Source organism: Streptomyces sp. SID5469 (assembly GCF_009862865.1).
GTDB classification, from domain to species: domain Bacteria; phylum Actinomycetota; class Actinomycetes; order Streptomycetales; family Streptomycetaceae; genus Streptomyces; species Streptomyces avermitilis.
Genome location: NZ_WWIN01000001.1, coordinates 1,276,894 through 1,298,356, shown reverse-complemented (window position 1 = coordinate 1,298,356; position 21,463 = coordinate 1,276,894). Strand labels below are relative to the sequence as shown.

Below are 21,463 nucleotides of genomic sequence, written 5' to 3'. Positions count from 1 at the left end.
GACCACGATGATCTCCACCCTCCTGTCCCAGCTGAACGGGCCGGACGGTGACCGCACGCCACGCCTCGCGTACGGCGCCGACTACAACCCCGAGCAGTGGCCGCGCGAGGTGTGGGAGGAAGACATCCGGCTGATGCGCGAGGCCGGCGTCAACATCGTCTCGGTGGGGATCTTCTCCTGGGCCCGCATCCAGCCGGCCCAGGGCCAGTGGGACTTCGCCTGGCTCGACGACGTCATGGACCTGCTGCACGCGGGCGGCATCGGGGTCGACCTGGCCACGGCGACCGCGTCCCCGCCGCCCTGGCTCGCCACGGCACACCCGGAGATCCTCCCGGTGACCGCCTCCGGCGAGACGGTGTGGCCGGGGGCGCGGCAGCACTGGCGTCCCACGTCCCCCGTCTTCCGCACGCACGCCCTGCGCCTGGTGCGGAAGCTGGCGGAGCGGTACGCGGACCATCCCGCGCTGGTGGCATGGCACGTCTCCAACGAGCTGGGCTGCCACAACATCTACGACTACTCCGACGACGCCGCCCGTGCCTTCCGCGACTGGCTGCGCGCCCGCTACACCACGCTCGACGCCCTCAACCACGCCTGGGGAACCGCGTTCTGGTCCCAGTACTACAGCGACTGGGACCAGATCCTGCCGCCCCGGCTGGCCGCCTCCCACCCGAACCCCACGCAGCAGCTGGACTTCAAGCGCTTCTCCTCCGACGCGCTGAAGGCGTACCTGCGCGCGGAGCGGGACCTGCTGCGCGAGATCACGCCCGAGGTTCCGGTCACCACCAACTTCATGGTGATGGGCCGCACCAAGGGCATGAACTACGCCGACTGGGCCCAGGAGATCGACTTCGTCTCCAACGACCACTACGTCTCGCCCGGGCCTCAGGACCGGGACGAGCTGTCCTTCTCCGCCAACCTCGTCAGCGGCATAGCCGGCGGACGCCCGTGGTTCCTCATGGAGCACTCCACCAGCGCCGTCAACTGGCAGCCCGTCAACCTGGCCAAACGGCCCGGCGACCTGGCCCGCGACTCCCTGCTGCACGTCGCGCACGGCGCCGACGCCGTGTGCTTCTTCCAGTGGCGCCAGTCGGCGGCAGGCGCCGAGAAGTACCACTCGGCGATGGTGCCGCACGCCGGACCCGACAGCGAGGTCTTCCGCGCGGTGACCGCCCTCGGCGGCACCCTTCGGACGCTGGCCCCGGTCGCCGGGACCGAGCGTGAACCGGCGCGGGTCGGGATCGTCTTCGACTGGGAGTCCTGGTGGGCGAGTGAGCAGGACTCCCACCCCACCTCCCTGCTCGACTACCGCCGGGAGGCGCTCGACTGGTACTCCGCCCTCCTCGCCCTCGGCATCCGGGCCGACGTCGTCACCCCGCAGGCCGACCTCGACCGGTACCAGCTCCTGATCACGCCGGTGCTGCACGTGGTCCCCGCGGCACTGGCCAAGGAACTCACCCGCTATGCCGAGAACGGCGGGCACCTGGTCACCACGTACTTCTCCGGTGTCGTGGACGAGAACGACCACATCTGGCTGGGCGGATACCCCGGAGCCCTGCGCGATCTGCTCGGCATCCGCGTCGAGGAGTTCGGCCCGCTGCTCGACGGCGACACGGTCGCACTGGACGACGCCGCCACGGGCACCCTGTGGACCGACCGGATCACCGTCACCGACCCCGAGGTGGAGGTCCTGGCCCGGTACCGCACCGGTACGTACGCCGGCCACCCCGCCGTCACCCGCCGTGCGGTGGGCCGGGGTTCGGCCGCGTATGTGTCCACCCGGCTGGGACCGGACGGCCTCACCGCACTGCTGCCGAAGCTGCTCGGCCCTGCCGCGGTCGGCAGTGAACTGCCCGACGGCGTAGGGGGAGACGTCGAACTGATCGTGCGCCGCGGCGCCGGCAGCCGCTATCTGTTCCTGGTCAACCGGACCGACGGGACGGTGCCGCTGACCGGACTCGCCGGGGAACTCCTGATCGGCCGGGCAGAGGACGACGGCACCGTGGTGCTGTCCCCCCGGGATGTCGCCGTTCTGCGGCAGCCCACCCGCTGACCGCCCTCGAAGGGCACCGCACCTGTTCGAAGGCCATCCGTCCTGGCGCTCAGGCCACGACGGTCCACCGAAGCGACCACAGATGAGTGGGGAGCATACGTTGGCACGCCGTACCCGCACACGACGGCTTCTGGGAACCATCGGCGTCACCGCCCTGGCCACCGGGGCAGCCCTGGTCACCGCTCCACCGACGAACGCGCAGACCCCGGCGGCAGCGGCGACCGCTGCCGTCACGGTCCAGCCCGACCCCTCGTACCGAGCGGACAGATTCGAGGGCTGGGGCACCAGCCTGGTCTGGTTCGCCAACGCCACCGGCGACTATCCCGCGGAGATACGCGAGAAGCTGGCCGAGCTCCTCTTCGACGACGACGGCCTCGCCCTGAACATCGCCCGCTACAACATCGGCGGCGGCAACGCCCCCGACGTCAAGGACTACCTCCGGGCCGGCGGAGCGGTCGAGGGCTGGTGGAACGCCCCGGCGGGCACCACCCGTGAGGACACCGACTGGTGGAGCGCCGACGACGCCGCCGACTGGAACCCCAACGCCGACGCGACCCAGCGGTGGTGGGTGGACCGGATCAAGAACGACATCGACCACTGGGAGACGTTCAGCAACTCCCCGCCCTGGTTCATGACCGCCAGCGGCTATGTGTCGGGCGGCTTCAACTCCAGCGAAGACCAGCTCAAGGCCGACTCCGTCGACGACTTCGCCGCCTATCTGGCAGGCGCGACCAAGCGGCTGGAGAAGGCGCACGGCATCAAGGTCGACACCCTCGACCCGTTCAACGAACCCAACACGGGCTATTGGGGTACGCGCCTGGGATCCGACGGCCGGCCCGTCGGCGGCCGTCAGGAAGGGGCTCACATCGGCCCGGAGCTCCAGCAGAAGGTGATCCGCGCGCTGGCCCCCGCCCTGAAGAAGGCGAAGACCGGCACGAAGATCTCCGCGATGGACGAGACCAACCCGAACCTCTTCGCGCAGAACTGGAACTCCTACCCCCAGGACGTGCGCGATCTCGTCGGCCAGATGAACGTCCACACTTACGGCACCGGCGGCCGGACCAGCGTGCGCGACCTGGCCAAGGCGGCGGACAAGCCGCTGTGGATGAGCGAGGTCGAGGGCGACTGGGGCGACGGCCAGAGCTTCACGGACATGCGGCCCGGCCTCGGGCTTGCCCAGCAGATGGTCGACGACCTGCGCGAACTCGAGCCCAAGGCCTGGGTGTTCTGGCAGCCGGTCGAGGACTACGACAACATGAAGCCCGGCGGTGAGTCCGCCAAGGGCGGCAACTGGGGCAGCATCCAGCTCCCGTTCAGCTGCACCTCCGCGGACACCCTGGCCACCTGCCCCGTCCACACGAACACGAAGTTCGACACCGCCCGCAACTTCACCCACTACATCAAGCCGGGCGACCGACTGATCAGGACCGACGACACCTCCAGCGCCGCCGCGGTCTCCACGAAGGGCAACGCGGCGACGGTCGTCCACGTCAACAAGACCACCAGCGCCCGCACCGTCACGATCGACCTGTCCAAGTTCGGCCACATCACCCGCGACGCGACCGTGACTCCCGTGGTCACCAGCGCCGCAGGCAAGCTCGAACGACAGGCCCCCGTCGAGGTCACCGGCAGCCGGGCCGCGGTCACCGTACCCGCCCAGTCCGTGACGTCCTTCCTCGTCAAGGGAGTGTCCGGCGTCGCGAAGGACGCCGCGCTCCTGTGCAAGGGGCACACCTACCAGCTGACCGGCGTCCAGAGCGGCAAGGCCCTCACCGTCGCGGACGACGGCACCCAGCTCGTCATCAGGACCGCGGGTACGGATGCGGCCGGGACCGGGCAGCAGTGGCAGGTGCGTCAGATCAGCGGCGACACCGGGAACCGGCAGCGGTACGTGTTCACCAACCCCGCGGCAGGAAAGCGCCTGGCCGTTCGTGACGGCGCGCCGGTGCTGGAGGCGGACCGCGGCCACCGTGACAAGGCCACCCAGTGGATCATGTCGACCACCGGCGACGGCACCTGGACCCTCGTCAACGCCGCCACCGGCAGGCTCCTCGAGGTCGGCGGCCAGGCCACCACCGACGGAGCCGCCGTCACGACATGGACGCCGAACTCCGGATCCAACCAACGGTGGTCGGTCACCGACGTGACCGACCAGAACGGATCTCGGTCGAGCGGGCTGTGAGCCGCACCGGTTGAGCCGGACGAGTGGACCGGGCCCCCGCAGCCGACATGGCGCGGGGGTCCGGTCATCGGAATGGCTCCCCCGCCCATATCCGGCGGAACTCGTTCCGTGCTCCGGTCCGAAGGCCTGAGGCACCGCCGCCTGTGCCAGGTACGCCACCCCGCCGCCCCCGTGAGCGTGCGGCATCGTGTGGGCCGTCGGCTCACCGCAGGCCTGTCGTTCAGCCGGGGAAGCGGCCCGTGGAGCGCAGGTGCCGGCGCCGCTCCGCGTACGCCAGGTCGTCGCGCCACAGGCGTCCGGCGGCAGCGCGCATGAGTGGCCGCAGCACCGGGGCCATCGCGCGCGCCACGGCGAACCCGCGGCGGTCGGACGACGCCAGCACGGCCTCGACCACGGCCGTGCGCGGCCTGCCCCGGTCGTCAGGGCCGAGCGGGGTGGCATGGGTCTCGACGACGGAGCCCCGCCCCTCCCCCTCCGCGATGCGCATCACGACCGTGCGGGGCTCCGGAGCGGTGAAGACGGCCCGCACCGGGACGACCAGCCGTCCAGCGATCTTGAAAGACACGTCGACGGTAAATCCGTCCTCCGTCTCGGCGCCCTCCGCCTCGTCACCCCCCGTCTCTACACCCTCCGTTTCTCCTTCCTCAGGTGCGACGGTTTCCCCGGGCGTGACGACGGTGAGGTCGACGAAGGAGTACGGGTGGAACCATGCGCCGTGCCAGGGGTCCAGGCGGTTGGCGACGACATCCTCGGGTTCGCAGATTCCGACGCCGACGTAGACGGCCGACACGGCACCCGACAGGGCAGGCCTGGCCGGTACCACCGGGGCCTCGAGCGGTCGCTCACCGCCGACCTCGTCCAGCCGTACCCACACCAGCACGCCGTCGTCGTGCACGGGCAGCGGTTCCCAGCCCGCGAACGGCGTGCCGCTCAGGGCGAGTCCGTGCCAGCGACACATGAGCGTGCCGCAGCGCACGGGGCTGTCCCGCAGCGGTGCACCGAGATGGGGGCAGACACCTGGCCCGGCGACCAGCCGCCCTTCGCCGTCCCGCCAGACGACGACCTCAAGGCCGGCCACGGTGCGCGCCAGAGGGCGGTCCTCCCGCACATCACGGGTGGCGCCGACGACGTACCAGTTGCCCGATGGTCGTGCCTGCGCCCGCTTCAGCGCCTCCGCGATCACGGCGGGCCGCGCGTCGCGCCAGGTCGGACGCTGGTCCTCCCAGCGAATCGGATGCCTGCGCAACGAGAGCGGGTAGCGTCGGCGCCGGGCAGGACGGTCGGTGCGGTCAGGGGTCATGCGACCTCCTCATGTGCCGGCCGGGGCGAGGACCTCGGCACCAGGGCGGGAAGCCGCCACGGATCGGGCAGGGTGGGCAGCCGCGCGTCGGCGCGGGATCCCAGACGGGCCACGCCCAGGCGTACGAGACCGTCCAGCGCCACCGCGGCACGGCGCCGGCGCGGCACCACGGCACGGCGGTGGACGACCGCGTACCCGTCGTCGGCGATGGCGTCCAGGATCCCGCCGTACAGCACGAACGCCGTCCGGATGCACGGGCGCGCCACCGGGTCGAGCATCGCAAGCCCCGGCGCCGCCTCGCGGTACACACCGCGGGTCAGGCCCTCAACGGCCTTGAGCGCACGGGTGATACGGCGGTCCCGGCGGCCGGTGTCCCTGCTCCAGCGCAGCAGGTCCCGGTCGACGCCGTGGGCGCGCAACAGGTCGGCGGGCAGATAGACGCGGCCGCGGTCCAGGTCCTCGCCCACGTCCCGCAGGAAGTTGGTCAGCTGGAACGCCACTCCCAGGGCCGCCGCGTGGGGTGCGGCCTCCTCACGCGGGACCACGGTCCCGAGCACCGGCAGCATCTGCAGCCCGATCACCGCGGCCGAACCGTGCATGTAGCCGCGCAGGTCGGCGTAGGTCTCGTAGCCGGTGACCTCCAGGTCGCTGCGCATGGCCGTCATGAAGTCACTGAAGTGCTGGTGGTCGATCGCGTACCGCCGGGCCGTCTCGGCGAGCGCCAGGACCACCGGCTCGGTGCTGTGTCCCTCACGCAGTCCCGTCCGCAGGCTCTCCTGGAGGCGGCCGAGCGCCGCCGAGCGCACAGCGGGGCCGACGGTGGTGTCCAGGGAGTCGACGATGTCGTCGGCCCAGCGTGCGAATCCGTAGAGGGCGTGCACGGCGGGCCGGCGTTCGACCGGCAGCAGTCTGGTGGCGAGGAAGTACGTCTTGCCGTGCCGCGCGTTGAGCCGGCGGCAGTGCGTGTAGGCCTTGCGCAGCGACGGGTCGGTGATGCCCGCCGCATCGAGTTCGCGGTCGGTCATGAAAGCGTCCTTCCGCTCGCGGTGCGGGAGGCGGGCATACGGCGGGGTGTGCGCCTCGTGCCACCGGTGACACGGGCTGCGGCCAGCTTGCCGGACAGCAGCACGGTCGGCACGCCGACACCAGGCGTGGTGCCGCAGCCGGCGAGCACGGCGTTCGCGGTCCCGCGTACCAGGTTGCGCGGACGGAACGGGCCGGTCTGCGCGAAGGTGTGGGCCGCCGAGAAGGGCGTGCCCGCGGCGTGTCCCTGGGCCGCCCAGTCGGCCGGTGTGACCAGGCACTCCTCTTCGACGGCGGATCCGATGCCGTCGAGACCTCGGGCCTCCAGTTCCGTCAGGAGGCTGTCCCGGTAGCGCGGCGCCAGGTCGCCCCATGCGGCGGCGCTCGGCCCGATGTCCGTGTTCGGACAGGGGGCGAGGATGTAGTGGAGATGGCGGCCGGGCGGCGCGAGGCCCGGGTCGGTGGCGGTGGGACGCGTGATGAGCAGGGACGGATCGCTCATCAGGCCCCCGGTGCGGGTGAGTTCGTCGAACGTGCGGCCCCACGCCGCGCCGAAGGAGAGCGTGTGGTGGGCGAGCCCGGGCCAGGTCCGGTCGGTGCCCGCGTGCAGGACCACGGCGGACGGCGAGTTCCTGATCCGCAACGGGCGTCGCGGCGCACGGCCGAGCAGGCGGTAGGTGACGGGCAGATCGGGGGTGAGGACGACGGCGTCGCACGGAATCCGGTCGTACGCCGTCACGACGGCGGTGATGCGGTCACCGGCCCGCTCCAGCCGGGTGACGTCCTGTCCGAAGCGCAGTTCGGCACCCGCCTGCGCGGCGGCGTCCGCCATGGCCCGCGGCAGGGCGTGCATGCCACCCCGGGGAAAGTACACACCGGCCACGGTGTCCATGTAGGCGATGACGGCGTAGGCGGCGAGGGCCCGGGCCGGCGGTACGCCCGCGTACAGGGCCTGGAAGGAGAAGACGCGTCGCAGGCGCTCGTCCCGCAGATGGCGGCCGATGCGCGCGTCCAGTCGGCCGAATCCGCCGAGCGCCGCCAGACGCGCCAGATCGGGGGTCAGCAACTGGAGGGGGGAGTCGAAGTTGGAGTCGATGAAGCGCCGCATCTGCGCCCGGTACAGCCGCTCGAGCCAGTCGCGCAGCTGTCGGTAGCCGGCCGCCTCACGTGCTCCGGCGAAGCGTTCGATCTCCGCTTCCATCGCCTCGGCGCCGGTGTGCACGTCGAGGGTGCTGCCGTCGGCGAAGCGGGCCCGGTAGGCAGGGTGCAGCGGGATCAGGTCGACACGGTCGCGCAGGCTGTCGCCGACCGCCGCGAAGGCCTCGTCGGCGAGGTCGGGCATGGTCAGCACCGTGGGACCGGTGTCGATGAGGTAGCCGCCGCGCACCAGACGTCCGGCGCGGCCTCCGGGCAGGAGATCGCGTTCGACGACGGTGACCCGGCGACCGGCACCGAGAAGGTGCAGAGCGGCGGAAAGCCCGGCGAGTCCGGCACCGACGACCACGACGTGGTCGGTGCGCCCGCGCAGTGTCCTGTTCATCGGGAGGCCCCCTCGGCCGTGGCGGTGAGCAGCAGCGATACGGGCATCCCGTTCTCGGAGCGGGACGCGTCAGGGGCCTGCCGGCGGACCGAGGGCGCACCGGCCGCTGAACGGAGCAGTGCGTCCAGATGGCGTCGTCCCTCGGGGGCGAGTGAGGCGGCGCCCATGTGGCGCAGGCCCTGGGCCACCAGCCGGTCGATCTCGGCCTCGACCGTGTCACGCGCGCCGGTGGTGACCAGGACGTCCCGCACCCGGGCGAGGTCCGCGTCGGACAGATCGGCGCAACCGAGCGAGCGCCGCAGTACGGCGAGGGCGCCGCGGTCGCCGGCCGCTTCGGCCCGGGCCCGCGCCACGGCGACGAGGTAGGTGGGTTTGCCCGCCCGGATGTCACCGCCCGACGGCTTGCCGGTGCGCCGGGGTTCCTCGAAGACGTCGTGGAGGTCGTCGCGGAGCTGGAAGGCCAAGCCGACGCACCGGCCCGCCGAGCACAACGCCTGAGTCGTGGCGGTGTCCGCCCCGGCGAGGGCGGCACCGAGTTCGAGCGGCCGCTGCACGGAGTACAGCGCGCTCTTGAGGCAGGCGGCGCGCATCGCGCGGGCCTCGGAATGCGACGAGGTCGCCTGGCCCTGGATGTCCAGGTACTGCCCGGCCACCATTTCCATCCGCAGGCAGCTCCACACCTCGCGCACCCTGCGCCCCGGGTCCGGTGCCAGGTCGGTGTCCGCCACCACGTCGTCCGCCCAGGCGAGAGCCAGGTCTCCGGCGAGGATCGCGGCCGCCTCACCGAAGCGTGTGCCCGGGGCGGGCAGGACGGCGTCGGCGTACTGGGCACTCACGTCCGTGTGCAGCGCGGGCCGGCCGCGGCGCAGCCGGGAGCCGTCCATCACGTCGTCGTGCACCAGCGCGCACGTCTGGATGAGTTCGAGGGCGGCACCGACCCGCAGGGCCGCCTCCGCCCCGGCGGCCGGTCCGCCGCACGCCCGGTGCGCCCACCACACGAACTGGGACCGGGTGCGCTTGCCGCCGTCCAGGGTGAACCGCGCCACGCGCTCGGCGATGTCGTGGGCGAACACCGGGTCGAGGGCCGCCGCCCGCGCCACGCGCTCCGCCAGGAAGCGGTCGAGAAGTCGGCCCACGGCGGCCGGTACGTCCTCGTCGACGGAGGCCGGCCGGAACGCGTCGCGCGGGCCCGGTGACGGACCGGCCGCCTGGTGATCGGTCGCCTTGCTGCGGCGCATCCCGGTTCCTCTCGTCGTGATCGGAGCTGGCCTTGTCTGAACGCATTCCGCGTCGGCGGCGCACACGGATGCGCCATTGGAGGGAATGCGGAGCGCTGAGACGGCCGGGACGGGGTGGTGGGCGGCGCCGACGGGATGGTGGGCGGCGCCGACGGGGTGGTGGGCGGCGCCGCCGCACCGGGCCGGCCGGGTCGTTCGGCCGCCGGAGTCAGCCGCACGGCCGACAGGACCGCGCGCCCTGCATCCGGACCGGCCCACGAAGCGGAATGCTTCCGACAAGGCGCATGGGCTCGCGCGGAAGGAGGGAACGCCGTGCTGGAGGCGGACGTCGCGATCGTGGGCGCGGGAGCCGCGGGACTGTCCCTGGCCCACCGCCTGGCATGCCCTGTCCGCGGGGCGCCCCGCATCTCGGTGGTCCTGCTGGAGGCCCCGCCGGGCCCCCTGAGGCCGCCGAGGCGCACGTGGTGCTTCTGGGAGCGGGGCCCCGGCCGGTACGACGCCGCTGTCACCGCGTCATGGCAGCGCCTGCGGGTCCGCGCCCCCGGCGGGCGGCCGATCGAGGGCGACATCACGCCGCTGCGGTACAAGATGATCCGGTCGGACGACTTCGAGGCTCTGATGGCGCACGACCTCGCGCTGAGCGGGGGCGTCCAGCGCGTCGAGGCGACGGTCGAAGCGGTGGAGGGCGTGCCCGGGGGTGCCGAGGTGTATGCGTACACCGCCGCCGGGCGCCCGCTGCCGGTGCGTGCCCGCTGGGTCTTCGACTCGCGCCCGCTCGGCAGCCTCCCGGCGGCCCGCACCACGCTGTTGCAGCATTTCCACGGCTGGTTCGTCCGCTCCGATCTGCCGGTCTTCGACCCCGGCACCGTGGAGCTCATGGACTTCCGCACACCCCAGCCCCCGCGAGGACTGTCGTTCGGATACGTGCTGCCCACCGGCCGCCGGCAGGCGCTGGTGGAGTACACGGAGTTCTCGCCCGCCGTCCTGCCGCGGTCCGCCTACGAGGCGGCCCTGCGGCACTACACGCGAGACATCCTCCACCTGCCGGGCCTGGAGATCGTCTCGACCGAGACGGGCGTGATTCCCATGACCGACGCGCCGTTCGCCCGGCAGACCGCGGCGTCGGTCTTCCGGATCGGCGCCGCGGGAGGTGCGACACGCCCGTCGACGGGATACACCTTCGCCGCCGTGCAGCGCCAGACGCGCGCCGTCGCGGCCGCCCTGTGCCGCGGCCGCCGCCCGCTGCCGCCGCCGGCCCATTCCGCCCGCTCCCGCGCCATGGACGCCGTGCTGCTGCGCGCCCTGGACAGCGGCCGGATCGGCGGTGCGGCCTTCTTCGCGCGGCTCTTCTCACGGGTGCCCATGGAGCGGCTGCTGCGCTTCCTCGACGGCTGCACGCACCTCCACGAGGACCTCTCCATCGGGGTGCACACCCCCGTACTCCCGATGCTCCGCTCCGCCGCGGAGCTGCCGTACCTGCCCCGCCGTCCCTTTCCCGGGCCGTGACCGAGACGCGGACACGGCCCGCACGCCCGCCGGAGGAGACCGTATGACCCTGCTTCGCGACGCGGATCTGGCCGCCGCGTTCGACCGCGCCGCCCGCAGCTACGACACTCTGGTGGCGGCCAATCCCGGCTACCACGCCCACCTTCGGCGCTCCGCCCGACGCCTCGGTCTGCCGCACGGCGGGAGCGGAACGCGCGTGCTCGATCTCGGCTGCGGTACGGGTGCCTCGACCGCCGCACTCGCCGCGGTCCTGCCGGGCGCCGAGATCACCGCGGTGGACGCCTCCGCCGGCATGCTGGAACGGGCGGCCGCCAAGCCCTGGCCGGACCGCGTGACCTTTGTGCACGCCCCGGCGGAACGCCTGACCGAGGCGGGGGTCGAGGGACCGTTCGACGCGGTGTTCGCCGCCTACCTCTTCCGCAACGCGGCCGCCCCCGACAGCGTCCTCACCGCGGTGCACGACGTGCTGGCACCGCAGGGACGGCTGGCGGTCCACGACTACACGCTCAGCGGTCGCGCCAGGGACCGAACGGTGTGGACGGTCGTATGCGGAGGCATCGTGCTGCCCGTGGCCACGGCCCTCGGCGACGGACGGCTGTACCGCCACCTGTGGCGCAGCGTCGTCGAGTTCGACACGGCGGACGAGTTCGCCGGCCGCGTCCGGGCGGCCGGGTTCGACTGCGTACGGGTGCTGCCGCTGCCGGGGTGGCAGACGGGCATCACCCACACCGTCGTCGGCAGGCGCGCGGGCACCGACACGGCAACCGGCCGATGACCCTCTCCCGGCGGCCGGCCGCCGCACGTCGCGGCAGGGACCGGCGCGCCCGGATGCTGCCCCCTCGTCCCGGGGCGACGCGGTTCAACGGAGCACGACCCCCCACGACCGCCGTCGTGGGCGGCGGCATCGCCGGACTGGCGGCCGCGACCGCGTTGGCCGAACGGGGAGTACGCGTCACCCTCTACGAACGACAGCCGGACCTCGGCGGCCGCCTCTCCGGCCGGCCGGTCGGCCTTCGGGACGGCTCCACGGTGACGATGAGCCGCGGTTTCCATGCCTTCTTCCGCCAGTACTACAACCTGCGCGGGCTGCTGCGCCGGACCGATCCGCGGCTGGAGCGCCTGACGGCTCTGCCCGACTATCCGCTCCGGCACAGTGCCGGGCTGCACGACAGCTTCCGCCGGGTCCCGCGTACCCCGCCGTGGAGCGCGCTCGGATTCGTCGCGCTCAGCCCCACGTTCGGCCTTCGGGACCTGATCCGCATGAACCCGGTGGCGGCGCTGCCCCTGCTCGACGTCAGCGTCCCCGATGTGTACACGCGTCTGGACGCCGTCAGCGCCCACGACTTCCTGCGGTCGATCCGTTTCCCCGAGGCCGCGCACCATCTGGCGTTCGAGGTGTTCTCCCGCAGCTTCTTCGCGGACCCCAGGGAGCTGTCCGCGGCCGAGATGGCGCTGATGTTCCACATCTACTTCCTGGGTTCCTCCGAAGGACTGCTCTTCGACGTGCCGGACGAACCGTTCCCGACCGCCCTGTGGGACCCCCTCGCCGGCTATCTGCTGCGGCACCGCGTCGAGGTGCGCACCTCGACGTCGGTCGAGAGCGTCGCCCCCACGAGGGACGGCGGGTTCGCCGTCGCCACGCCGGAGGAGACGGGGCGTCATGACACGGTCGTGCTGGCCCTGGACGCGGGGGGCCTGCGGTCCCTGGCCGGCCGCTCCCCGACCCTGGCCGACGCCCCGTGGCGCGAGCGGATGGCGCGGCTGCGCAACGCTCCGCCGTTCCTGGTGTCGCGCCTGTGGCTCGACCGGCCCGTCGCCCGGGACCGGCCCGGTTTCCTGGGCACCAGCGGATACGGGACCCTGGACAACGTCAGTGTGCTGGAGCGCTGGGAGGGCGAGGCCGCCCGCTGGTCGGCTCGTACCGGCGGATCCGTGGTGGAGCTCCACGCGTACGCGCTGCCGGAGGACGCGGTCCGCGAGGTGGAGCAGAAGCGCATGCTCGAACAGCTGTGCCGGGTGTACCCGGAGACGCGGGCGGCGACGGTCGTCGACGAGCGGCACGAATGGCGGGCCGACTGCCCGCTGTTCCCCGTCGGCGGATACCACGACCGACCGACCGTACGCACCCCTGAACCGGGACTGGTGGTGGCCGGTGACCTGGTGCGCACCGGCCTGCCCGTAGCGCTGATGGAACGCGCCGCGACCAGCGGTTTCCTCGCCGCGAACGCCCTGTTGGAGCGTTGGGGCGTGCGCGGTCAGACGCTGTGGACGGTACCGGACGGAGGGCGTAGCGCTGTGCTGCGACGGGTGGCGCGGTGGGGGAGCGCATAGCCCGGCGTCCGGCTCCGTGGGTCATCCGGTCTTTCGCCGGCGAGGCCCTGCGCAACCCCGTCTGACGGGCCCGAATGCGGGCACGTGTGTGAGGCGAAGATTGTCGTGCCGGTCCGGACGGGCAGCGGCCATGGCCCATTGTGGAGGAAGATCCGTGAGTTTGATCGAGCGCAGACAGCGGTCGTCCGACGAGGCGCGCACTTCTCAGGAGGGGCGTGCGAGCGACTCCGGTACACGTGCGGACGAGGGCGAATCCGAGCAGGAGCGGGTCAACCGGCGGTGGCAGGAGATCCTTCAGGAAACCCGTGTCGCGCAGACCGGGGTGCAGATCCTGTTCGGCTTCCTGCTCAGTGTCGCCTTCACCCCGCTGTTCCGGGAGCTGGGAACGTTCGACCGGGGCGTCTATGTCGCGGCCGTCCTCCTCGGGGCCGCTGCGACCGGCGCGCTCATAGCGCCCGTGTCGATCCACCGTTTCCTCTCCGGCCAGCGGATGAAGGATGAACTCGTCGCGGCCGCCGGGCGCTTGATGATGGGCGGCATCGTACTGCTCGCGCTCACCATCGGATGCACCGTCCTGCTCATCCTGCACGCGGTCCTGCCCAGTTCACTCGCCGAGATCCTGGCCGGTGCCGTGATGCTGTGGTTCGCGTTCTGCTGGTATCTGCTGCCCTGGATACTGCGGTCGCGCGCCGACAAGGGGTAGATCAGGGCGCGGCACTGCCAGTCCGCGTGGACCGCAGCCCGGCCCGGCGGTGCGGTCAGAATTCGTCCTCGATGCCGATCGCTTTACGGAGCTCTTCGTGCGCCTGGCGACTGTGGCCCTCGCGCTGTTCGAGCAGCGCGGCGGCGATGCTGTCGAGTTTGTGCTGGATGGCATGCTCGGCGCGTCGCTCGGAGTTCTTCAGCAGGGCCAGCAGCAGCAGGTTGACGGCGGTCATGATGTCCCCGATCAGCAGCTGCCACGTCAGCTCGAGACCGACTGCGTGCGCCACGATGAACGCGAACACCAGGAGCAGACAGAAACAGTAGAAGACCGGAGAACTGGTGAGATTGGAGGCCGCCTCGGCCAGCTTTTCGAACCAGCCCCGCCCGTGGCGGGACCGTTCTGCCGGATGGGGCACTGTCATGGGCCGATTATGCGGCACGCGCCCGTCACCGGCCTGGCGACGACGCGGCCGGCCACCCTGCGCCGACCGAGTCGGACGCCATGTCTCGCGTCCGCCGTCCGGGCCTTGAGCGTCGCGAAAACAGCATGCGCGCGGCGGCGCGGGGGACTGAAGTGAACATGAACAGCGATCACGACGGCCCGGACCGTGACCACCAGCGTCCCGCGGGTGTCAGCGACGAGACAGTGGAAGCCCTAGGCGCACTGTCCAAGGCGCTGGAGACGACCGAGCGGGCCCGCGGCCACCTGTACTCCTTCCATCAGCTGACCGGCGGTGCGGATCTGGAACTCGGTCACGCGGTCGAACTGCTGCGCAGAGCCGGCCACCACCGGTCGGCCGACCGGGTCGAGAAGGAGATCCTGGGCCGCAACGTCATCCCGGGGCACTGGACGTTCCAGATCATCGAGTCCTACAACGACACCTACTACGAGCCGTTCAAGGCTCTCGAACGCAGCGTGCTGAACGAGCTGGCCGAAGGCCGCGACCACCTGTACGAGGCGGAGATGAAGGAAGCCCGCCGCACGCACGGCCACCGCGACCACACCGCCCGCCCCGACAGCCCTGGAACCCCCACCTAGCCCGCGCACGGCGGAGGCCCGAACCGGCCGGCGCCGGTTCGGGCCTTGCCCAGGGCCTCACACACGCGCGTTCCGACCCCGTATGTCTCATTGCTCCGTCTCGCCCAGGGCGGGTGTCAGTCGCGTCCAGGGGTTGGGGATTTCGCCCGTGACCGGTCCGCACACGGCCGCGCCGCGCTCGCGTGCGGTGCGCACGGCGAGGGGTACGAGGGCCTCGGGCACGCCATAGACGAGGTGGCAGAACCGCTCCGGCGGGTGCCGCAGGGTCCATGCCGGTCTGCTGAACGCCGACACGTAGGTGGACCAGTGGCCTTCGAAGGTGACCACCAGATCGGCGAGGCGGGCGTATCCCGGCGCCGGATGGACGCCCGGATTCAGCACGACCGGCGAGGCGCCGAGCCGCCGTACGGTCTGCACCAGCCTTTTGCAGAGGGGAAGTTCGGCCGGTGCGGAGGTCACCCGGTCGAGGAAACAGCCGTCGGCCGCGTACCACTCCCGGTGCCGCACGACATCGTCCGCGACCTCGGCCGCCGTACGCGCGCCATAGTTGGTGTCGACGTAACCGAGCAGGCGGGCGCCCGCGGCCCGCAGCGCGCCGGCCGCCGCGGCGAAGGCCGGGTCGGGGCTCGTGCCCGGTCCGTTCGCCGGGTTGAGCACGACGGCGTACGTACGGTCGGCCGCCGTGATCAGGCGGTGCCACGCGCCCGGGTCCTCGGCCGGGTGGACGTACAGCGGGATCAGGAGGCTCACGGCGCGCGGCCCCCGTCCAGCCGGGGCGACGGCCCCTCCCTGACCGCCGCCCACAGCGCGGCCAGGGAGGCGTCGAGGGTGTACGACGGCCGCCAGCCGAGGGTGTCACCGGCGGCGCCGATGTCGGAACACTGCCAGGAGACCTCTGCCGAACGTGCGGATCCGCCGCCCTTCTCCTCCACCCTCCCCGGGAATCCCGCGACGTGTGTCAGCGCCGCGACCAGGTCGCGCACCGGCACGGCGCTCCCGCTGCCGATGTTGAGGACGCGCGGCAGCGGCGCCGGTGCCGTCGCCGCGAGCACCGCGGCCCGCGCCACGTCGCGTACGTCCACGAAGTCGCGGTGGGCCGACAGGTCACCCAGCCGGATCACCGCGTCCGGGTCACCGCCTGACGCGAGCAGCAGTCCGGCGACCCGGCCGGGCAGCCCGGTGAGCGGGGCACCGGGCCCCACGGGGTTGCCCACCCGCAGTACCACCGCGTCGAGGCCGGAGGTGGTGATCGTGATCGTGCCGGCGAGCTTGGTGGCGCCGTACGGGGTAAGGGGACGGGTGGCCGCCGACTCGGTCACCCTGATGCCTCGGGTGCCGGGGCCGTACTCGGCGGCCGAGCCCAGATGGACGAGGCGCGCGGAGGGCGCCGCCTCCCGCAGCGCCGCGCACAGGACGGCGGGGCCACGGGAGTTGACTTCGGCGAGGGTCACGGCGTCCCCGCCGGTCGCGCCCGCGCAGTTGATCACGGCGTCGGGCGCGGCCGACGCCAGGGCCTTCGCCAGCGTGTCCGGGCGAGCGGTGGCGAGGTCGATGCCGAACTCCGCGCCCGCCGAGCGGCCGCCGCCGAGCACCCGTGTGCCCGGCAGGGCGCGCAGCCGCTCGACGACGTGACGGCCCAGATAGCCGGTGAAGCCCAGGACGAGAATGCGCATGCGGTGGTCAGGCTCCCTTGAGCAACAGCGACTTGCGAGTGGTGAACTCGGCGTTGGCCCGGTCGTAGTCGTCGGGCCGGCCGATGTCGAGCCAGTACCCGTCGAAGTCGTACGCGTGCGGCAGGTTCGGCGTCTTGAGCAGATCCAGCACCAGCTCGTCGAAGCCGAGCGGCAGCCCGGGGGTGTAGCCGTCGAGCGTCTTCCGGGACAGCCCGTACACGCCCATGGAGACGCGGTAGTCCATGCTCGGCTTCTCGGTGAACCCGACGACCCGGCCGGCCTGGGTGGTCAGGACCCCGAAGTCGATGTGTACCTTGCGGGCGTACGTGGCGATCGTCAGCGGTGCGCCCGAGTCCCGGTGCTGCCGGAGGACGTCGGCGTAGTCGAGGTCGGTGAGGATGTCGCCGTTCATCACCAGGAACGACTCGGGCAGACGCTCGCGCATGGTGAGCAGCGGGCCCATGGTGCCCAGGGGACTCTCCTCGGTGGCGTAGTCGACGGCCATGCCCCACTGGGAGCCGTCACCGACGTAGGCGCGGATGATCTCGCCCAGGTGACCGATGGCGATGGTGCAGCCGGTGAAGCCGGCCGCGGCGAGTTGGCGCAGCACGATCTCCAGGATGGCGTGCTGGTCGCCGATGGGCACGAGCGGCTTGGGCAGCGCGGTGGTGTAGGGCCGCAGCCGGACGCCCTTGCCTCCCGCCAGTATCACTGCGTGCATGGGGCTCCTCCTTCGTGGACGTGCCGGACGGGTCAGATGTTGTAGATGCCGGTCTTGTAGCGGGCGAGGTTGGCCGGGTCGCGGAAGAACTCCACGGTGTGCGCGAGACCCTGCTCCAGGTCGTGGGCCGGGCTCCAGCCGGTCGCCGCGTTCAGGCGGCTCGCGTCGGCGACCAGCCGCATCACCTCGGAGTTGGCGGGCCGGATGCGCTGCGCGTCCTCCGCGCCACGTCGAGGGAGGCGTCCATTCACCCTTGCCCGATCAAGCCCCCGACCAGGTCACCGACCGAGATCTCGCCGCCGGTGCCGGCGTTGAAGGTCCGGCCCACCACCTGCGCGGCGGGCGCGGTGCCCACCGCGAGGAAGGCCTGCGCGGTGTCCTTGACATAGGTGAAGTCGCGGGTGGGGCGCAGGTCGCCGAGGGTGAGGGTGCGCGCGCCGGCCGCCACCTGGCCGATGACGCTGGGGATCACCGCCCGCATCGACTGGCGCGGGCCGAAGGTGTTGAACGGGCGCAGCGTCACCACCGGGGTGTCGAAGCTCGCGTGATAGCTGTCGGCGAGCCGGTCCCCGCCCGCCTTGGACGCGGCGTACGGGGACTGGGTGTTGATGGGGTGGTCCTCGGTGATCGGCACGGTCTGCGCGGTGCCGTAGGTCTCGCTGGTGGAGGTGTGCACGAGGCGGGGTGTGCCGAGGGCCCGTACGGCCTCCAGCACGTTGAGCGTGCCGGTGACGTTGGTGTCCACGTAGCTGTGCGGCGCCTGGTAGGAGTACGGGATCGCGATGAGGGCGGCCAAGTGGTAGACGCAGTCGGCGCCTTCGACGAGCCCGCGGACCGAGCCGGGGTCGCGGACGTCGCCGAGGACGATCTCGACGTGGTCGAGGACGTCCGCGGGCAGGGTCTCCAGCCAGCCGTAGGAGGAGAAGGAGTTGTATTGCGCCATGGCCCTCACCCGGTGCCCGGAGGCGACCAGCGCCTCGGTGAGGTGCGAGCCGATGAAACCCTCGGCTCCGGTGACGGCGGCGAGCGGTGCGGGGGTCAACTCATGGTCCTTCCGGTCGGTTGCACGTGTGATGTCCGTGGTGTCAAGGCGTCGGATGTCGTTCTGTCGGGGGCCGGTGTCGTCCGGTGGTCGGCCGGACGCGGTGCGGTGTCGAGCGGAGTGCGGTGGCGTGCGGGATGCGGACCTTGCGGTCAGGCGTGCGCGGCGGGCCGCCCGAGCAGCCGCAGCGCGCACGCCGTGAGACACAGGGCGGCCGCGCCGCAGCACAGCGACAGCGCGGCAGCGCCCGGTGGGAGATGGAACAAGGTGATCGCCCCGGCCCCGCCGGCGGCCGCGAGGCACACCCCGGCCGGCGGCCAGGCCACGCCGAAGGCCTGGAGCAGCAGCGCGGTCCACAGGGTCGCCGCGAGCAGCAGCAAGGGGGCCGGCTCGGCACCGGTGAGCAGCGCCGCCGGGAGCAGCGGAAGGAGATAGGCGAGCAGGCAGAAGCCGAGGACGCCGGCCGAACGCAGCAGGAAGGCGGCCGGTGTCGCGGTCGCCCGTAGTGCGGCCACCGACATCCCGCGGTAGCGGTACAGCAGCCACTCGGCCGGCCCCATGCTCAGGGTCAGCACGATCACGGCGTACGGGTGCCGGCGGCCCTCCAGCAGCACCAGCACCCCCGCGGCGAGGCCGAACAGGCCGTACGGCAGCGACCGCAGCAGCCCGGGCCGGGTGGCGCCCGGGGCGGGGGAGGCCGCGAGGGTGACCCGCAGCGACCAGCCGGCCGCGGCGGTCGCGGCGAGGAGCGCTAGCAGCGGCAGCCCGGCCCGCAGTACGGGGCCCGGTTCCCACCAGGGCAGCACCACCGCACCGGCGATCACCGGTGTGAGCGCGGCCAGCAGCAGCCGCTCGCGGCCCAGCACCAGCAGCACGCCGGCCGCCGAGAGGTACACCGACTGCGCGGCCGCGATCAGGGCCACCGTGCCGGCCCCGGCGAACACCGCCCCGGCCAGCGTGGCCGCCGCGGCACCCAGGGGTGCGCCTTTGAGGAGCGTGCGGCCCGCTTCCCGCCGTCCCGTGGTCATGCGCAGATAGGCCCGGTGTCCCAGCGCCTGGCCCCAGGCCCAGGAGACGAGCCCGGCCACGATCAGCACGGACGTGTCGCGTTCGGCGTGCCACAGCCGCCCGGTGAGCAGATAGGCGAGTCCCGGCAGCGCGAACAGCGCTCCCCGCAGTGCGCATCGCACATGGTCCGGGCGCCATGGGTCGGCCGGCCGCGGGGGCTCGGGGTAGGTACGCGGTACGCGCGCGTACAGCGTGGAGGCGAGCGCGAACAGGTTCGCGTGCCCGTACCGCTCCTGGATCGTCTCCGCCGTCAGTCCCTCCGACTCCAGCAGCGCGGCCACCTCGTAGGAGTGGACGGCGGGCCCTATGCGGTCGGCCAGTTCGGCGGCGAGCCGGTCGACCGCGTCGGAGTCGGTGCCGCGGCCCGGCAGGCGCAGGGCGACGGTGTGGTCGTCCGGCGGTCGCGGGGCGAGGGGGCGGTCCTCGGCGAGTCTGAGGGCCAGCGTGTCCTGTTCCGTGCCGCCGGGTTCGAGTGCCATCGGTCCGCTCATCCGGCCAGGCTCCCCATTCTCGCGGCCGCGGGGCCGGCCGTCGTCGAGAGACCGGCGTCGGCGTCGGGCGTCCATGGGTCGCGCCGTGTCGTCCGGCCGGGCGCCGACAGCTCCAGGTAGATGGAGCGGAAGGTGTCGACGGTCTGCCGCAGCGTGAACTGCTCGATCACCCGCAGCCGTGCCGCCTCGCCCATCGACCGGCGCCGCTCGGGATCACCCAGCAGCTTCAGCGCGGCGGCGGCCATGGCGGCCGGATCGCGCGGCGGAACGACGAGACCGGTGTCGCCCACGGCCTCCCGTACGCCGCCCACGTCCGTGGAGACGGTAGCCCGCCCGCAGGACATGGCCTCGATCAGGGTGAAGGGGAAACCCTCGCTGATGCTGGAGAGCATCACGACGTTGCCGGCGGCGTAGGCGTCCTTGATGTCGTCGACGCGGCCCTCGAACGTGACCGCTTCCGCATGACCGAGTTCGGCGGCCAACGCCTCGCACCGCTCCCGGTAGGCCTCGCCGCCGCGCGGTGTGCCGCCGAACAACCGCAGCCGCGCCTCGGGTAGTTGGGACCGTACGAGGGCGAAGGCGCGGATCAGGGTCTCCAGGTCCTTGATGGGGTCGACCCGGCCGGCCCAGCTGAGGGTGGGTGCGTCCGGCTCGGGGCCGGCCGGCGGGAACGCGGCGGGGTCCACGCCGTTGTAGACGGTGCGGATCGACTCGGGGTCCGCGCCGCCCTGTTCCTCCCACAGCCGGTTGTAGCGGTTGCCCGGTGTGATCAGTGCCGCCCGCAGGTAGGTCTCTTCGGCCAGCAGCCGGAAGAAGCCCAGGACGACGGCCTTCACGGGCCAGCGGTAGGGGGCGGTGCGGTAGCCGAGGTAGCGCTCGCGCAGATACACGCCGTGCTCGGTCACCAGCAGCGGGACGCCGTGCCGTTCGAGCGCGGCCAGTCCCGGCAGCGCGGCGACACCGCCGCTGACCGCGTGCGCCACCCCGTCCCGCGGCAGCGGCGTGGCCAGCGGGCGCAGGGCGTGTTCCAGCAGGGCGGTGGCGGTGATGGCGTCGTGCAGGGTCGGCCGGGCCTCGCGCACGGCCAGCCCAGGTCGGTTCCACACGGCGGTGAGGATGCTGATCGCCCGGTCGCCGCGCAGGAACGGACTCAGCATCCCGTCCGCCGCGGCCCGCGCCATCACGTAGAGGGCGGTGCCGAACCTGTCCTCCGCACACGGGTCGAGCAGGGCGGTGAGGAACTGCTCGTAGGCGCTGGCGAGCCGGTTCCGGCGGCGCCCACGGGGCGCGCGGCCTTCGGGCGCGGGCCCCCACATGGGGACCGCCGCGACCCGAGAGACATGTCCGGGAATGTCCCACACGATCGGTTCGCGTCCGGTGCCGGTGACGGCGATGACGTCGAAGTCGATATCGGGCATGCCGCCGACGAGTTGGTCGCACCAGACGCTCACGCCGCCGTGACTGTGCGGATACGTTCCTTCGGTGAGCAGGGTGACGCGCGTAGCGCCGGGGCGTCGCGCGCCGTGGTGAACGTGCATCGATGTGCTCCACGGC

The 21,463-nt window shown here is 72.5% G+C and carries 17 protein-coding genes and 1 pseudogene; 7 read left to right on the top strand and 11 right to left on the bottom strand.

The annotated features are described in order from the left end of the window. Positions 1–7: 7 nt before the first annotated feature. Together GTY58_RS05540 and GTY58_RS05535 are read left to right on the top strand one after the other, a co-directional pair. Positions 8–2,050: a beta-galactosidase gene (locus GTY58_RS05540; RefSeq protein WP_010982465.1), complete on the top strand. Its 2,043-nt coding sequence runs from the start codon at positions 8–10 to the stop codon at positions 2,048–2,050. Positions 2,051–2,150: 100 nt separating this feature from the next. Then, positions 2,151–4,232, top strand: coding sequence for a glycoside hydrolase (locus tag GTY58_RS05535; RefSeq protein ID WP_037650281.1), 2,082 nt, complete (start codon positions 2,151–2,153; stop codon positions 4,230–4,232). Positions 4,233–4,452: 220 nt separating this feature from the next. Here GTY58_RS05535 and GTY58_RS05530 read toward each other — a convergent pair whose 3' ends face one another. From GTY58_RS05530 to GTY58_RS05515, 4 genes are read right to left on the bottom strand one after another with little or no spacing between them, the layout of a single operon-like run. Then, entirely contained in the window at positions 4,453–5,532 is a 1,080-nt protein-coding gene (locus tag GTY58_RS05530; protein WP_010982463.1) for a DUF5914 domain-containing protein, read from the bottom strand. Continuing rightward, a complete protein-coding gene (locus GTY58_RS05525; RefSeq protein ID WP_010982462.1) occupies positions 5,529–6,557 on the bottom strand; it encodes a phytoene/squalene synthase family protein in 1,029 nt (342 codons plus the stop codon). Before GTY58_RS05525 ends, GTY58_RS05530 begins: the two co-directional genes overlap by 4 nt. Next, complete coding sequence (locus tag GTY58_RS05520) at positions 6,554–8,095, bottom strand: phytoene desaturase (protein ID WP_010982461.1); 1,542 nt, start codon at positions 8,093–8,095, stop codon at positions 6,554–6,556. The genes GTY58_RS05525 and GTY58_RS05520 overlap by 4 nt, the downstream gene beginning before the upstream one ends. Next, entirely contained in the window at positions 8,092–9,333 is a 1,242-nt protein-coding gene (locus GTY58_RS05515; RefSeq protein ID WP_010982460.1) for a polyprenyl synthetase family protein, read from the bottom strand. The genes GTY58_RS05520 and GTY58_RS05515 overlap by 4 nt, the downstream gene beginning before the upstream one ends. A gap of 312 nt (positions 9,334–9,645) precedes the next feature. Here GTY58_RS05515 and GTY58_RS05510 point away from each other — a divergent pair, with 312 nt between their 5' ends. From GTY58_RS05510 to GTY58_RS05495, 4 genes are all read left to right on the top strand, one after another. Beyond that, on the top strand, positions 9,646–10,839 hold the full coding sequence (locus GTY58_RS05510; protein ID WP_010982459.1) for a lycopene cyclase family protein: 1,194 nt from the start codon (positions 9,646–9,648) through the stop codon (positions 10,837–10,839). Positions 10,840–10,882: 43 nt separating this feature from the next. Beyond that, positions 10,883–11,614, top strand: a complete 732-nt coding sequence (locus GTY58_RS05505; RefSeq protein WP_010982458.1) for a methyltransferase domain-containing protein — start codon at positions 10,883–10,885, stop codon at positions 11,612–11,614. Beyond that, complete coding sequence (locus tag GTY58_RS05500; protein ID WP_078936690.1) at positions 11,611–13,170, top strand: NAD(P)/FAD-dependent oxidoreductase; 1,560 nt, start codon at positions 11,611–11,613, stop codon at positions 13,168–13,170. Before GTY58_RS05505 ends, GTY58_RS05500 begins: the two co-directional genes overlap by 4 nt. A 154-nt stretch (positions 13,171–13,324) precedes the next feature. Further along, a complete protein-coding gene (locus GTY58_RS05495; protein ID WP_010982456.1) occupies positions 13,325–13,873 on the top strand; it encodes a DUF6328 family protein in 549 nt (182 codons plus the stop codon). A 55-nt stretch (positions 13,874–13,928) separates the two neighbouring features. On the opposite strand, the gene GTY58_RS05490 is transcribed toward GTY58_RS05495, so the two are convergent. Further along, positions 13,929–14,297, bottom strand: coding sequence for a low affinity iron permease family protein (locus GTY58_RS05490; RefSeq protein WP_037650287.1), 369 nt, complete (start codon positions 14,295–14,297; stop codon positions 13,929–13,931). 158 nt (positions 14,298–14,455) lie between these two features. On the opposite strand from GTY58_RS05490, the gene GTY58_RS05485 reads away from it, so the two are divergent. Beyond that, a complete protein-coding gene (locus GTY58_RS05485; RefSeq protein WP_010982454.1) occupies positions 14,456–14,914 on the top strand; it encodes a hypothetical protein in 459 nt (152 codons plus the stop codon). An 87-nt stretch (positions 14,915–15,001) separates the two neighbouring features. Here the strand turns inward: GTY58_RS05485 and GTY58_RS05480 are convergent, their stop codons facing one another. From GTY58_RS05480 to pelF, 6 genes and pseudogenes are all read right to left on the bottom strand, one after another. Then, positions 15,002–15,664 carry a spherulation-specific family 4 protein gene (locus GTY58_RS05480; protein WP_010982453.1) on the bottom strand — a complete coding sequence of 221 codons (663 nt, stop codon included), beginning with the start codon at positions 15,662–15,664 and terminating at the stop codon, positions 15,002–15,004. Then, on the bottom strand, positions 15,661–16,587 hold the full coding sequence (locus tag GTY58_RS05475) for an NAD(P)-dependent oxidoreductase (RefSeq protein WP_010982452.1): 927 nt from the start codon (positions 16,585–16,587) through the stop codon (positions 15,661–15,663). The genes GTY58_RS05480 and GTY58_RS05475 overlap by 4 nt, the downstream gene beginning before the upstream one ends. A gap of 7 nt (positions 16,588–16,594) precedes the next feature. Further along, a complete protein-coding gene (locus GTY58_RS05470) occupies positions 16,595–17,308 on the bottom strand; it encodes a sugar phosphate nucleotidyltransferase (protein ID WP_010982451.1) in 714 nt (237 codons plus the stop codon). Between the two features lie 32 nt (positions 17,309–17,340). After that, a pseudogene (locus tag GTY58_RS05465) lies at positions 17,341–18,350 on the bottom strand (SDR family NAD(P)-dependent oxidoreductase). Positions 18,351–18,502: 152 nt separating this feature from the next. After that, positions 18,503–19,909 carry a hypothetical protein gene (locus GTY58_RS05460; RefSeq protein WP_010982448.1) on the bottom strand — a complete coding sequence of 469 codons (1,407 nt, stop codon included), beginning with the start codon at positions 19,907–19,909 and terminating at the stop codon, positions 18,503–18,505. After that, positions 19,906–21,447: a GT4 family glycosyltransferase PelF gene (gene pelF / locus GTY58_RS05455; protein WP_010982447.1), complete on the bottom strand. Its 1,542-nt coding sequence runs from the start codon at positions 21,445–21,447 to the stop codon at positions 19,906–19,908. Before pelF ends, GTY58_RS05460 begins: the two co-directional genes overlap by 4 nt. Positions 21,448–21,463 lie beyond the last annotated feature (16 nt).

Coding starts and splice junctions, on each gene's coding strand:
- GTY58_RS05540 (WP_010982465.1), top strand. CDS start 8: ATGATCTCCACCCTCCTGTCCCAGCTGAACGGGCCGGACGGTGACCGC.
- GTY58_RS05530 (WP_010982463.1), bottom strand. CDS start 5,532: ATGACCCCTGACCGCACCGACCGTCCTGCCCGGCGCCGACGCTACCCG.
- GTY58_RS05525 (WP_010982462.1), bottom strand. CDS start 6,557: ATGACCGACCGCGAACTCGATGCGGCGGGCATCACCGACCCGTCGCTG.
- GTY58_RS05520 (WP_010982461.1), bottom strand. CDS start 8,095: ATGAACAGGACACTGCGCGGGCGCACCGACCACGTCGTGGTCGTCGGT.
- GTY58_RS05515 (WP_010982460.1), bottom strand. CDS start 9,333: ATGCGCCGCAGCAAGGCGACCGATCACCAGGCGGCCGGTCCGTCACCG.
- GTY58_RS05505 (WP_010982458.1), top strand. CDS start 10,883: ATGACCCTGCTTCGCGACGCGGATCTGGCCGCCGCGTTCGACCGCGCC.
- GTY58_RS05500 (WP_078936690.1), top strand. CDS start 11,611: ATGACCCTCTCCCGGCGGCCGGCCGCCGCACGTCGCGGCAGGGACCGG.
- GTY58_RS05490 (WP_037650287.1), bottom strand. CDS start 14,297: ATGACAGTGCCCCATCCGGCAGAACGGTCCCGCCACGGGCGGGGCTGG.
- GTY58_RS05485 (WP_010982454.1), top strand. CDS start 14,456: ATGAACAGCGATCACGACGGCCCGGACCGTGACCACCAGCGTCCCGCG.
- GTY58_RS05475 (WP_010982452.1), bottom strand. CDS start 16,587: ATGCGCATTCTCGTCCTGGGCTTCACCGGCTATCTGGGCCGTCACGTC.
- GTY58_RS05470 (WP_010982451.1), bottom strand. CDS start 17,308: ATGCACGCAGTGATACTGGCGGGAGGCAAGGGCGTCCGGCTGCGGCCC.
- GTY58_RS05460 (WP_010982448.1), bottom strand. CDS start 19,909: ATGAGCGGACCGATGGCACTCGAACCCGGCGGCACGGAACAGGACACG.
- pelF (WP_010982447.1), bottom strand. CDS start 21,447: ATGCACGTTCACCACGGCGCGCGACGCCCCGGCGCTACGCGCGTCACC.